Origin of the sequence: Leptotrichia sp. oral taxon 498, assembly GCF_002240055.1 — a bacterium.
Lineage (GTDB): Bacteria > Fusobacteriota > Fusobacteriia > Fusobacteriales > Leptotrichiaceae > Leptotrichia > Leptotrichia rugosa.
This window is the reverse complement of sequence record NZ_CP016753.1, coordinates 1,973,539-1,988,355: the sequence shown is the minus strand read 5'-3', so window position 1 is coordinate 1,988,355 and position 14,817 is coordinate 1,973,539. Positions and strand designations below refer to the sequence as shown.

Below are 14,817 nucleotides of genomic sequence, written 5' to 3'. Positions count from 1 at the left end.
TATGAAATTAAAAAATCACGATTTTAAAATAAGTTTATTTAAAAAAGATTAAATTGTGATATAATATATAAATAAAAGTTAAAAGGAGAGAAAATGTTATTAGAATTGAGAGAATTACAAAAAAATACTTCAAAATATTTGGAGCAAGAAGTTACATTGAATGGATGGGTTAAGAAAATTAGAAGTCAGAAAAATTTTGGATTTATTGAATTAAATGATGGAACTTTTTTTAATGGAATTCAAATCGTGTTTGGAGAAGAGCTGGAAAATTTTGCAGAAATTTCAAAACTTACGATTTCGTCGTCTGTCAAAGTTACTGGAGTTGTTGTAAAATCCCAAGGAGCAGGGCAGGATTATGAAATTAAGGCAACTCGAATTTCGGTTTATCAGAAAGCTAATTCAGATTATCCGCTTCAAAATAAAAGGCACAGCTTTGAGTTTTTGAGAACAATAGCACACTTGAGACCAAGAACAAATGCTTTTTTTGCGACTTTTAGAGTGCGTTCAATTTTGTCTTATGCAATTCACAAATTTTTTCAGGAAAAGAACTTTGTCTACGTTCAAACTCCAATTATTACTGGAAGTGACGCGGAAGGTGCAGGAGAAATGTTTAGACTTACGACGATGGATATCAACAATATTCCTAAAACTGATAGTGGGGAAGTTGACTACAGACAGGATTTTTTCGGAAAAGAAGCCAATCTGACCGTAAGCGGGCAGTTAAATGTGGAAACATTTGCGACAGCGTTTAAAAATACTTACACTTTTGGACCAACATTTAGGGCGGAGCGTTCAAATACTCCTAAACACGCTGCGGAATTTTGGATGATGGAACCTGAAATCGCATTTGCAGATTTGGAAGTAAATATGGATATCATTGAAGAAATGATTAAATATATTGTAAATTACGTGAGAGAAAATGCAGCTGAAGAGATGGAATTTTTCAACAAATGGGTGGATAAAGGTCTATTTGAGCGGCTTGATACTCTAGTAAACAATAAATTCGATAGAATTACTTATACGGAAGCGATTGAAATTTTGAAAAATTCAAAAGAAAAATTTGAGTATGAAGTGGAATGGGGAATTGACTTGCAGACTGAGCACGAAAGATATTTAGCGGAAAAACACTTTAAAAAGCCTGTATTTGTAACTGATTACCCAAAGGATATAAAAGCGTTTTACATGAAGCTTAACAAAGATGGAAAAACAGTCAGAGCGGTTGATTTACTTGCTCCCGGAATTGGGGAAATCGTTGGAGGAAGTCAAAGGGAAGATGACTACAATATTCTTTTAGACAAAATAAATGAAATGGGACTAAAAGAAAAAGACTACTGGTGGTATTTGGATCTTAGAAAATATGGAAGTGTACCGCATTCAGGATTTGGGCTAGGATTTGACAGAATGCTTATGTATATAACAGGAATGACAAATATTAGGGATGTGATACCGTTTCCTAGAACTAATAAAAATCTCGAGTTCTAAAATTTACCAGAGAAAAAGGTGAAAAAATGAAAAAAATAATATACGGATTAGTTGGAATTTTGCTGCTTAGCACAACAATTGTCATAGCGGAAGTTGAAAATTCTCAAACATCGACAGCAATTGAAGAGAGCACTTTGGAAGAACCTTCAGCGCCACCGCAAGAAGAGCAGCCAGCAGTAGCTCCTAAAGCAAAACCGAAAAAACGGGTTGACGTGAAGAAGGAAACGGGCAAGCAAAATGTTGATACTGGGACGATGCCTGTTACACAAAGCGAAGATGTTTCATCTGAAGAAAAATACAGCTCGTATGGAAATTACGAAAATGCCACGCTAAAAAAAGGAAAATCTGCAACATTTAGAATGGCACAATTGTATTTTAAAGACGGACTTTATGAAAAAGCTGTAAATTTGGCGTTAAAAGAGGGAGAACCTGATATTTCTCTGTTGTATGTCGTCGCAATCGGATCACGGCTTATGGGAAATTTTGACCAGTCTGTTGAGTATTATAACAGAATACTTTCTCAAGGTGAGGCACAGCCTGAAGCACTTTTGGGAATTGCCATCGCTTATAAAAGTAAAGGAGATTTTGCAAAAGCTCTAAAATATTTAAACGAATATGAAGATCTTAACTCAACAGAACAAGTTCAAAAAGAAATAAAATATTTAAATGAAGTTCTAGCGACAAACAGTTAAACTAAAACATTCAAAAAAGGGGGGGATTTTTATGGAATGGATTAGACTTAAGGAAATTGGAATGAAAAATTCTCATATAAAAAAAATAATGGCAGTTTTTCAGAATTATGAAGAATTATTCTCAGAAGAAAATTTCAAATTATTTAGCGATGATTTGAAAAGAAAGCTGGAAGAGGCGCAAAAAATTAATTTGGAAGAAAGACTTGCGCTCTATAGGCGTAATAAAGTGAGGATAGTGAGCGTAAACGATGTGGAATATCCCAAAAGACTGAAAGAGATAAAAGATTTTCCCGTATTTTTATATTTAAAAGGAAAAAAAATAAAAGAATATGACAGAATAAAAATAGACAAGGACAAAATCTTTGTGGATAATAAACGAAATATTGCTGTCGTTGGAACGAGAAAATTTACAAGTTTTGGGAAAAGTGCATGTGAAAAGATAGTAAAGGAACTGTCGAGTTACGATGTCACAATAATAAGCGGACTTGCAGAAGGAATTGACTCGATTGCACAAAAAAAGGCTATTGAATGTGAAATGGAAGTCATAGCTGTCGTGGGAAGCGGAATAGATGTTGTCTATCCTTATGAAAATCGAGATTTGTGGCAAAAAATTAGTGAAATTGGGACTATTGTGAGTGAATATCCGCTGGGAACTCAGCCAACAAGGTGGACTTTTCCTAGAAGAAACAGAATCATAGCTGGAATGTCAGACGGAATTTTAATTGCTGAAAGTTTTAAATCTGGAGGTTCGCTCATAACAGCAGAACTTGGATTTTCTATGGACAGGGAAATTTTTGCAATACCAGGGTGCATCAATTATCCGTCGTTTGAGGGCTGTAATAATTTAATAAGAGATAACAAAGCTAAACTTGTGGCTAGTGCTGAAGATATAGCAAAAGAGTTTTTGTGGGACATAAAAAAAGAGAAAAGCAAACTAAAAAAATTGAGTTCAGAAGAGAAAATCGTGTTTGAAGCGATAACGGAAGAGACAAGCTTTGAAGAAATAATTAATAAAACGAATGAAAAAGTGGATAGAGTAAAATTATTTTCAATAATAATGAGTTTAGAAATAAAAGGTTTGATTACCGAAACGAATGGCTCAAAATATATAAGAATTATTTAAAACAGGAGAAAGAAAGTTGGCAAAAAAGTTAGTAATTGTGGAGTCGCCATCAAAGGCGAAAACTATTGAAAAAATACTAGGAAGAGGCTATGAAGTTACAGCATCTTATGGACATGTGATTGATTTGCCGAAAACAAAATTGGGAATTGACATAGAAAACAATTTTGAACCGCAATACAAGGTTATAAAAGGTAAAGGTGAAATTTTAAAAAATTTAAAGGAAAAATCAAAAAAGGCAAGTGTTGTGTATCTTGCGTCCGATCAAGACAGGGAGGGAGAAGCAATAGCTTGGCATATCGCAAATTACATAAATCAGCCAGACAAAATTAAAAGAATAGAATTTAACGAAATTACAAAAAATGCCGTAACCAATGCGATAAAAAATCCAAGAGTAATAAATAAAAATCTTGTCCATTCGCAACAGGCAAGAAGACTGCTAGATAGAATAGTCGGATACAAAATAAGTCCACTTTTGTGGAAAATCATAAGCAGAAATGCGAGTGCTGGAAGAGTTCAGTCGGTTGCACTAAAATTAATTTGTGACCTGGAAGATGAAATAAAAGCATTTGTGCCGCAAAAATACTGGGAAGTCAGCGCGTCTATTCAAAAAAATATAAATCTTAATTTAATAAAGATTGCCGATGAAAAAGTTGACAGAATTTTTGATGAAAAAGTGATAAAAAAGTTGAAAAAAGATTTGAAAAATGGCAAACTTACGCTTGACAAAATCGAAGTTAAGAAAAAATCTCAAAGACCGCCACTTGTCTTTAAAACAAGCACATTGCAACAACTGGCTTCATCATATTTGGGTTACGGCGCAACTAAAACTATGAGAATTGCACAGCAACTTTATGAAGGACTGTCAATAGATGGCGAAAATAAAGGGCTTATCACATACATGAGAACAGATTCGACAAGGATTTCAAACGATGCGATAAATATGGCAAAAGATTACATAACTCAAAATTACGGTGAAAAATATGTTGGAAAATATGTGACACGAAATTCAAAATCAAATGTTCAAGATGCGCACGAAGGAATTAGACCGTCCTACATCGAGCTTACACCAGATTCGATAAAAGACAATTTGACAAATGAGCAATATAAACTATATAAATTAATTTGGGACAGATTTTTGGTTTCACAGTTTGCGGCGATGAAATATGAGCAGATGCAAATTAATGCAGTAAATGGCGACTACAAATTCCGTGGGACGATTAATAAAGTAGTTTTTGACGGTTATTACAAAATTTTTAAAGACGAGGATGAAATAAAAACAGGGGATTTTCCAGAATTAAAAGAAAATGATATTTATCCGATTGAAAAATTAAATATTGAGGAAGGAATAACAAAAGCACCGACAAGATTTTCGGAAGCGACTCTTGTGAAAAAACTTGAATCTGAAGGAATTGGAAGACCGTCGACTTATGCTACGATAGTTGAAACACTAAAGGCAAGGGAATATGTCGAAGTCGTTGACAAGCGATTTTTCCCAACTTATTTGGGCTATGAAGTAAAAGATGAATTAGTTAAAAACTTTAGAAATATAATAAATGTAAAATTTACAGCAAATATGGAGAAAGATCTCGACAAAGTTGAAGAAGGTCTAGTTGAATGGGTACAGCTTCTGTCAGATTTTTATGATTCGCTGGAAAAAGATATTAAAAAATTTGAAATTGAAATTGAAAAGATAAAAAGTAAACGAATTGTTTCGGATGTGCTGGATAGTAAGGGAGCTCCTATGGTTTTAAAAACAGGGCTTTATGGAAAATATCTGGTAAGCGAGAGTAATGAAAAAGAAACAGTTTCATTGAAAAAAGTCGTTATTCCACAAGAGCAGCTAGAAAATGGACAAATTTTTGTAAAAGAGGAAGTCGAAAAAATTCAGAGTACAAAAAAAGGAATTTTGACAGATTTTTTTACGGAAGATGGGAGCCGTTATTTATTGAAAAGTGGGCGATTTGGGGAGTATTTGGAAAGTGAAAATTATGAAAAAGATGAAAAAAGAATGTCGTTGCCACCAGAATTGAAACAAAAGTTTAAAAAGGGAGCAATAGTTGAAGTTGATGATATTTTGCAAATTAACGAAGAAATGACTAGAATTTTAGAAGAAAATGAGAAGATTGTAAAAGAAGCCGGAGTTTGTCCGAATTGTGGAAAACCGTTTGAAATAAAAAATGGACGATTTGGAAAATTTCTAGCTTGTACAGGTTATCCAGATTGCAAGACAATTAAAAATATAAAAACTGGGAAAATAACGGTTGCTTCTGACAAAAAAACTGAAACAAAAGATAAGACAAAATCAGCAGCTAAAACAGCAAAAAAAGCGACAACTAAAAAGAAGACTGCAACTAGAAAAACAAAAGCGAAAACTGCGAAAAAGTCAATTACAAAAAAATAATATTTAATTTATCATTAAAAATTTTGAAAAATTTTCAAAAAGGAGAATTAAAAAATGGAAAATGAGAAAAAAAATAACATTTTAAAGCAGCAGAAAAGCGAAGCTCTTCTTTCCTATGTCGATAAATTTTTGTATTATGAGGAAGTGCTGATGGGTAAAAGTTATAATACGATTAGAAGTTATAAAAGGGATTTGCTTCAGTTTGCAGAATATCTTTTTAAATATGAAAAAATTTATGATTTTGAGCAAATTGAAATGATGACTTTTAGGTCATTTATCATGTTTTTAAATTCTCCAGAAAGAAAAGAAAATAAATCTGACAAAAAAGATGTTTTGGGTAGAAAAAAAGAGATTAAGCCAGTTTCTAAAAGAAGCATAAATCGTAAAATATCGGCTCTCAGAACATTTTTTAAATATTTGCAGGAAATTAAAGTAGTAAAGACAAATAAAGTTATTTACATAAATATGCCAAAATTTGAAAAAGAACTGCCAGATGTTATAAATCGAGATGAGCTGCAAAAGTTGAGGAATGTGATTGACACAAGTAAAATTCTTGGATTAAGGGACAGGCTTATCATAGAACTTCTTTATTCCAGCGGTCTTCGTTCGGTAGAACTCATAAATTTAAGTGAATATATGGTTGACATTGAGGAACGTGAAATCCGTGTCATTGGAAAAGGTGGCAAGGAAAGGTTTACTTTTTTTAGTGAAACTGCAAAAAAATGGCTGATAAAATATATTGCAGAAAAACAAAAACAGTATAAAAATTACACGCCAGATGCGATAATTGTAAATAGTAAAGGCAGAAAACTGACTACACGGTCGCTCAGAAGATTAATTTCAGGTCATGCAAAAAATGCGGGAATAGAAAAGGAAATAACCCCACATGTATTTCGTCATTCATTTGCAGTAGAGCTTTTAAATAAAGGAATAGATATGGAATATTTACAAGAGCTCTTAGGACATAGTTCCCTTTCAACAACACAGATGTATACTCATGTGAATAAAAATCTACTGCGGGATATTTACATGAATACGCATCCTTTGGCAAAGAAATAAGTTTAAATTGATTTTTTTTTAAATATATGTTAAAATCATACAAAATTTAGGAGGTAAAAAATGGATTTAGATATTAAAAATCAGAGATCAATAGCTGGATTAAGGGCTAATGCTGTGGCATTTTTAACGAATTTAAGCACTTTCGTGGGAGTTGGACTAATTTTTTCTTTAATCGTATTAATTTTAGAACCAGAAAACGAATTTGTCAGAAAATATTCAAAACAGACACTTTCACTAAATGTCATAATAATTGTGGCACTGCCATTAAATATAATAATGAAAATTGGCTCTGCACTATTTTTTATAATTGTTGCAATTATATTAATATTGCAAGCTGTAGCGGCAGTATTTTCAATTTTAGGAAAAGAATTTGAAATACCGAAAATAGACGAGATAAGTAATCTGCTGTTTGTGGATTAAAATATTATTTAAAAAGGCACTGAAACAAATGTGTCTTTTTTTGTGTAACAAGCTTGTCAAATAATTGGTAATCTAAAAATCTTATAAAAAATATTGACTTTATACATAATTTTAAGTATAATAATTTTGAGGTGATAAAATGCCGATGACATCTACGCAAATGATAAAATTTCTTAAAAAAAATGGCTTTGTACAAGTTGCAGGTGGAAAAGGTTCACATAAGAAATTTTATAACAAGATTACAGGCAGATTAACAGTTGTTCCAGATCATAAACAAGAACTTGGGAAAGGTTTGGAACATAAAATTTTAAAACAGGCTGGATTAAAATAGTCTAGCTTGTGCCTCACAAAAGGAGTGTGATAAGTAATGTTGGTAGTATATCCAGCAATATTTCATAAAACAAGAGAAGAAGGATACATTGTAGTATTTCCAGATTTTGACTGTGGAGCGACTGAAGGAAAAACATTGGAGGAAGCGATGGAAATGGCAGAGGACTATGTTGGGACTTGGTTATATGACGATTTTGTAAACAAAAAAAAATTACCGACTCCGAGTAAATTGAATGATGTCTCTCTTGAAATCCCAGAAGATGAAAAAGATTTTTATGTGGAAGGGGAGAGTTTTAAAACATTAATTGCATTAGATATGTTAAAGTATGTAAATGAATGTAAAAAAACGACAATTAGAAAGAATGTGTCAGTACCGAGCTGGCTAAATGAAATGGCAAAAAAACAAAACATAAATTTTTCTCAAATATTGCAAGATGCTCTAAAACGTGAGTTGGGGATAGAATATTGATAGAATAGAGAGGAAATTTCTTGTTTATAATTGCAATTTAAAGTATTTTAAATTTAAAATATAAAAGGCACTGAAATAAATGTGTCTTTTTTTTATATTAGAAAAGATTCCTTTATTAAAACGAATACAAAATTATATTATTTATACCTATTAATTCTCCCTTTTATATTTGTTTTATCTTTATTAATAAGTAAAAAATATACAAATTTTTTGAAAAATCTTAAAAAAATACTTGTTTTTTCTTGATTTTTCTGATAAAATAACATTGCTGAAAAAATTTAGGAAACTTAAAGTTTTAATATCACCCACTCACTCATTTATTTTAAATTATTCTATAATAGCTTTCTAGTTTCCTTAATTTTGAATAAAATGAAAAGAGGTAAAAGTTATGACAAATAATTTAAAAGTCTTAAAAAAAGAACTGAAAGCTTTTGCAAAAAGAGTTAAAGATTTTAAATATACCGATTCAGCACTTATCGTATTTCTGTTGACAGGAATGATAGGAATTGGTGGCATCTCATTTAATCTTTATTCTGCTGAAGATGAAATTAAGACACAGGAACATGCTATAAATACATCAATACTACAATTACAAAAGGATTTTAAGCGGGCAAGACAGGAAAATAATAGACTGTTACGTACGACAAATCTTGAGTTAATTCAATTAATGGAACAGGGAGACCACGTAGTTAAATCACCTTGGAGCTCTTGGCAATATGGAATGAATTATGTGTATAACGACTGGCAAGGAACTTATAAAGGTCGTGGAGATAAAAAGGCAAAATATCCTTATGAAGGGGTTTATCAGAGAAGTTTGGACATTTACGAGAGATCAGTTTCTCCAGACAGTGACAAATACGGACTGTTAAGCAGAAACAGAAGACCAAATTTTGCCTTGGGTTCAGCCGCTGGATACGGTATAGGAAGTTTCAAACCTGTTAAGGAGCCAATTGTACCATTTGAAGTGAACGCAGGGATACGTCCAAGAAGCATAAATAAATCAGCAATAAGAATAGCAGATAAGACGGCAGTTACACCTACATTGCCAGAAGCAATTAGCTTTACACCGCCAAAACCAGTTATTGGTATTCCAAAAGATCCATTTACTCCAAATCCACCAACATTTGCAGTAATACTAGGGGCGGATTATAATGAAAATGGTAATAGTAGTAGTGCTACACCTAGACAAAATACAAGAGGTGGGTTTTTAGGTTCAGGTGATAATACTAGTAGTCAAAATATAGACACTATTTTACATTATACTTGGCCATACAATAATTTAGCTGAAATGTCTTATGCTTTTAAAATGTATAAAGAGACAAATACAACAACATTACCAGCTCTACTAACTGGGAATACGTATTATTTTAATTCTTATAATTTTGGTGGGATAAAAGAATTTGGCGGCGGAGTTGCAAGTTCACAAGGAACTGATAGAAACCATCAGTATTTTTTTATAGGAGGTTCTAGATTTTGGGAAATAGATAATTATTCGGGAACAGGTACTTTTGAAATTCCTAATGGAAAAACTGTAAGTCTTGGAGGAATTTTAACATTAGCAATGGTTTCTCAAGAAAATGGAGCAACACTTAAAAATAGTGGTACAATAACAGATGTAGATGAAAAAAATGATGGTTACATAGTAAATATGAATTATGATGCGGGGAAAAATTATAAATTAATTTATGGACCTAATAATAGTCAATATTATGTAAAAAAAGTGGAGATGGTTATGTTGGATATAAAGTTGGAATAGCACAAGTTGAAGAAAATAGTAGAACTGGTTGGGGATCAGCTGTTTGGGCTCAAGTTCAAAATCAAAGATTAGAAAATAACGGAACTATTGATTTTAGAGGAGAACGTTCTATAGGAATATATATATATCTTCCTAAACAAGCATCAAGTTATGATACTTTCGTAACTTATGCAAAAATGATAAATACAACAGATGGAAAAATTCAACTAAGTGGAGCAGAAAGCTATGGTATGAAATTAGCTGCTCATTCTGATCCAGCAGCTGAAATGACTAATAATGGAATTATTGAACTTAGAGTAAACCCTGCTGGTAATGATAAAGCAGACAATTCGGCAGCAATGGCACTTATGGAAGATACGAGTGTCAGAAATGATGTAAGTTTGGATAGAGGAAAGGCTGTGAACAATACAACAACAGGAACTATTAAACTTAGCGGAGTACAAAATTCATTAGGAATGTTTGTCAATATAGACTCAGATATGACAAATAAAGGTAAAATTCAAATAGATTCAGATATAGCTGAAGTTGATACAGATCAACCTATGAACGTAGCAATGAGAGCTGATTATGGAACTGGGCATGGAGGAACTCAAAATGTTGGTTTAAATGCTGAAGTAATAAATGATACTACTGGTGAAATTAGTTTGAAAGGTAATTTTGCAATAGGACAGTTAGCAAGAGTTTCTAAAGCTACAAATAAAAATGGTGGTAAGATAATAACTAGTGGTGATGTAAAAAATTCTGTTGGAATGTCTACTTTAGGAGGGATACTTGATAATGACGGAACTATAAAAATAACTGGAAGTGGAGTTACAAAAAATATTGGAGTATTTTTAAATAACTATGAATATGAAGATCCAATTACACATGTTAAAACTATGTATAACCCAACAGGTAAGTTAGGGCAAAACAGTGCGATAACAGTATCAGGAGATAGCTCAACAGGAGTATTAATTAATGGTTCAACAAGCACAGCAACTCCTGCAACAGCCACTTTAGAATATGGTGGAAATGTATCAGTTACAGGAAATGGAGTTTCGGGAATAATTATTGGAGATAATAAAAATGGTAAGGCTGAAGCAACAGTAAAAGAAAATGGTACAGTAACTGTAAATAATGGAACATCAACATCTGCTGGAGTTTATGAATATATGGAAGGTGCTAATAAGAAGAAACAAGGTTCTTATGGTATTATTGTAAGTAAAGATTCAAAACTTGTAAGTGATGGAACTCACGATATTAATGCTGATATTAATGTAAAAGGACAAGAATCAGTTGGACTATATACTGGTGAAAATGCTAAATTAGATGTTAAAGATCATACAGTAAAAGCATACGATGGTGCTGTAAACTATGATGCTGATAAAAATTCAACTATAACATTAAAAGGAACAGGAACTGCAACTACAGGGCAAAAGTCATTGCTGTTCTATACAGGGTCAGATAATGCAAACCAAGGAAAAGTTTTAATAAATGGAACTATGACAGCAACCGTTGAAGGTGGAACAACTCCTAATACTAGAGGTAACGCTTTTCTTTATGTAGGAAATGGTGGAGACTTTGGGAAATCTCAAATTGAAAACTGGGCAAAGAATAACTTTGGAGATGGAACAAATTCAACTTTAGGGCACTTAACATTAAATATGAACAGCGGTTCAAGACTGTTCATTGCACAAAATGTTAAGATGGACCTGTCTGATACGACTGGAAATACAGTTTCTACTGCTACAGGTGCACATATAAATGGAACTGACTATAAGACATTCATGCTGTATTTAAGCAAACTTGCAATCAACCAGGATGTAAATTTAGATGATGCAACTGACGCATATAACCAGCTTGAAATTTCAAATTCATCAATAACAAATGCAAATACTAAGACTATCACAGGAACAAAGGCTAATCAGGTTGCAATGGCTCAGGAAAATGATAAGGCTTTATATCATAGAAATGATGTTGTCTTGTCAAATGAAGGAACAATTAACTTGAGCGGTACAGGTTCTACAGGAATGTATGCCAAGTTTGGAGAATTGTATAATAAAGCAACAGGAGTTATGACAATAGGTGACAAATCAACTGCTATTTATGGTATTGATGATTCATTAATTGAAAATGCAGGTAAGATCACAATAGGTTCTAATTCTACAGGACTGTATTCAGAAGGTTCCACATCACAGACAATAAAAAATACAGGAACTATAGAAACGTCTGGAAATGATTCGGTTGCGATTTCCTACAAGCCAGATGCGGGACTTGGTTCAGGAACAGTGCTTGAAAATACAGGAAAAATCACAATGACAGGTGACAGAAATACAGCAGTTTATGCAACAGGAACACCAGGATATACAGCTAAAAACAGCGGAACAATCACATTGGGAGATTCGGCATCAATTACAAGTCCTAATGTCGGGCTTTACACAGATCATAATAGTGTACCATTGCAAAATACAGGAAAAATAGAATCTGGAAACAATACAATTGGAGTATATGGACACAATGTAGAAAATTCAGGTGACTTGAAGGTAGGAAATGCTGCAATTGGAATTTACTCTCAAAGCGGAAATGTTAATTTAACAGGAGGAACAATTACAACTGGAACAGATGAGGCAGTTGGAGTTTACACAGTGGGAAGCGGACAAACTGTTACAAACAGCGGAACAGCATTCAACATTGGAAACAACTCATTTGGATTTGTAAACGTCGGGACAGGAAATACAATAACTTCAAGCATTTCAAATGTAGGGCTTGGGGACAACAATGTGTACATGTATTCAAATGATACGGCAGGAACTGTGACAAACTCTACAAAAATAACTTCTACTGGAGAACAGAACTATGGAATCTATTCAGCAGGAACAGTAACAAATAATGCAGATATTAATTTGTCAAGCGGAAAAGGAAGTGTGGCAGTTTACAGTATAAAAGGTGGAACTGCGACAAATAATGCGACAATTACGGTAGGGGAGTCAGATGTTGCAAGCAGCCTTTACTCAATAGGTATGGGTGCAGGATATTCTACAACTGATACAGGAAACATTGTAAATAAAGGAACAATTAATGTAAATGGAAAACACAGCATAGGTATGTATGCAAGTGGAGCAGGAAGTACGGCGACAAATGATGGAAACATTGTATTGAATGCAAGCAGCACGACAGGTATCTACGTTGACAATGGAGCGACAGCAATTAATAACAAATCAATTACGACTGGTTCAGGAACTTACACAAATGCAGTAGGGGTATATCTTGGAAAAGATTCTAAACTGATAAATAACAAAGGCGCAACAATTAACATAAATGCCAAGAACGGTGTGGGAGTTTACTTGAAAGGTGGAATAGTAGCAAACTACGGAACAATCACAGTAAATGGTGCTTCTAAAACAAATAACAATGATGTGGACGGAAACATAATATACCAATTTACAGTGCCTGAAACAGGAAAAGGTGTAGGCGGAGTAGCAATTGATGCACCGGCAGGAGCTCAGACTGCTACAATCACACTAAATGGAGTGCCGCAAACACCAGTGGTAGTAAATACAAAAGGTAGAAACCCGATAACAGTATCAGCTTCAAGTATTGGACTGTATGTAAATACATCAGGAGTTGACTACACAAGATCAATAGACGGATTGCAAAACTTGACAAGTGAAGCAGACTTAATTATTGGTAATGAAGCGGCTGAGTCAACAAACAGCAAATATATATTAGTAAACGATCCTAATATAATAAATCCGTATAAAACAGCAATGCTAAGCAATCCAAACATTAAGTGGAATGTGTACTCAGGTTCAATAAGTTGGATAGCTACTCCAACACTAGATCCGAATGACGGTTCAATAACAAGCCTATATATGGCAAAAATACCGTATACAGAATGGGCAGGAAGACAGGCTACGCCAGTAGACAGCACAGATACATACAACTTTGCAGACGGGCTTGAGCAAAGATACGGAGTTGAAGCTTTAGGAACTAGGGAAAGACAGGTATTCAGCAAATTGAATGGAATTGGAAACAACGAGGAAGTATTACTGTACCAAGCATTCGACGAAATGATGGGACACCAATATGGAAATGTTCAACAGAGAATAAATTCCACAGGAAATGCTTTGGACAAGGAATTTACTTATTTGCATGATAACTGGAAAAATTCATCTAAACAAAGCAACAAAATTAAAGTATTTGGTCAAAGAGATGAATACAAGACTGATACAGCAGGAATAATTGATTATACAAGTAACGCCTACGGCGTGGCTTACGTTCATGAAGATGAAACTGTAAGATTGGGAAATTCTTCTGGATGGTATGCAGGAGCAGTAAACAACAGATTTAAATTCAAAGATATAGGAAAATCAAGAGAAAATCAAACTATGATAAAAGCGGGAGTCTTTAAAACAATGTCTCCATCTTTTGACCACAATGGTTCACTTAGATGGACAATAGCAGGAGATGTATTTGCAGGAAGAAATGAAATGAAACGTAGATTCCTGGTAGTTGATGACATCTTTAATGCAAAAGCTGACTACACATCATATGGTGCGGCATTCAAGACAGATTTGGGATATGATGTCCGTTTAAGTGAAAGAGCACACCTAAGACCATATGGAGCGTTGAAGATGGAATATGGAAGATTTACTGATATTAAAGAAGATTCAGGGGAAATCAGACTAGAGGTTGACGGAAACGACTATTTCTCAGTAAAACCGGAAGTTGGATTGGAATTCAAGTATGTACAGCCAATGGCACTAAAAACAAACTTGTCAGTAGGACTTGCAGCAGCGTATGAAAATGAATTGGGAAGAGTTGCAAACGGTAAGAACAAGGCAAGAGTAAGATACACAGAGGCCGACTGGTTTGGAATAAGAAGTGAGAAGGAAGATAGACGAGGAAGTGGAAAATTTGACTTAAACGTTGGAGTTGACAATACTAGATTTGGAGTTACAGCAAACTTAGGATACGATACAAGAGGAGAAAATATTAGAGGTGGACTTGGATTTAGATTGATTTATTAGTTAAATTTTTGAAAATACAGTAAAATAAAAAAATAACTCTTTATAAATTTTAGAATTCATATTGAGTTATTTTTTT

The 14,817-nt window shown here is 33.5% G+C and carries 8 protein-coding genes and 1 pseudogene; all 9 read left to right on the top strand.

The features are described from left to right. Positions 1-93: 93 nt before the first annotated feature. The 9 genes and pseudogenes from asnS (at position 94) to BCB68_RS09710 (ending at position 14,741) form a co-directional block, all read left to right on the top strand. On the top strand, positions 94-1,482 hold the full coding sequence (gene asnS / locus BCB68_RS09750) for an asparagine--tRNA ligase (RefSeq protein ID WP_094080600.1): 1,389 nt from the start codon (positions 94-96) through the stop codon (positions 1,480-1,482). 26 nt (positions 1,483-1,508) lie between these two features. Further along, complete coding sequence (locus BCB68_RS09745) at positions 1,509-2,174, top strand: tetratricopeptide repeat protein (protein ID WP_094080599.1); 666 nt, start codon at positions 1,509-1,511, stop codon at positions 2,172-2,174. Positions 2,175-2,205: 31 nt separating this feature from the next. Next, on the top strand, positions 2,206-3,297 hold the full coding sequence (gene dprA, locus BCB68_RS09740) for a DNA-processing protein DprA (RefSeq protein WP_094080598.1): 1,092 nt from the start codon (positions 2,206-2,208) through the stop codon (positions 3,295-3,297). Between the two features lie 16 nt (positions 3,298-3,313). Then, positions 3,314-5,698 (top strand): type I DNA topoisomerase, encoded by a 2,385-nt coding sequence (gene topA, locus BCB68_RS09735; protein WP_094080597.1) that lies wholly within the window; start codon positions 3,314-3,316, stop codon positions 5,696-5,698. A 54-nt stretch (positions 5,699-5,752) separates the two neighbouring features. Continuing rightward, positions 5,753-6,757 carry a tyrosine-type recombinase/integrase gene (locus BCB68_RS09730; protein WP_094080596.1) on the top strand — a complete coding sequence of 335 codons (1,005 nt, stop codon included), beginning with the start codon at positions 5,753-5,755 and terminating at the stop codon, positions 6,755-6,757. Between the two features lie 60 nt (positions 6,758-6,817). Then, positions 6,818-7,177, top strand: a complete 360-nt coding sequence (locus tag BCB68_RS09725) for a DUF4870 domain-containing protein (RefSeq protein WP_094080595.1) — start codon at positions 6,818-6,820, stop codon at positions 7,175-7,177. A 145-nt stretch (positions 7,178-7,322) separates the two neighbouring features. Continuing rightward, on the top strand, positions 7,323-7,508 hold the full coding sequence (locus BCB68_RS09720) for a type II toxin-antitoxin system HicA family toxin (RefSeq protein WP_237048633.1): 186 nt from the start codon (positions 7,323-7,325) through the stop codon (positions 7,506-7,508). A 36-nt stretch (positions 7,509-7,544) separates the two neighbouring features. Next, positions 7,545-7,976 (top strand): type II toxin-antitoxin system HicB family antitoxin, encoded by a 432-nt coding sequence (locus tag BCB68_RS09715; RefSeq protein ID WP_237048632.1) that lies wholly within the window; start codon positions 7,545-7,547, stop codon positions 7,974-7,976. 388 nt (positions 7,977-8,364) lie between these two features. After that, a pseudogene (locus BCB68_RS09710) lies at positions 8,365-14,741 on the top strand (autotransporter-associated N-terminal domain-containing protein). The last annotated feature ends 76 nt before the right edge of the window (positions 14,742-14,817 follow it).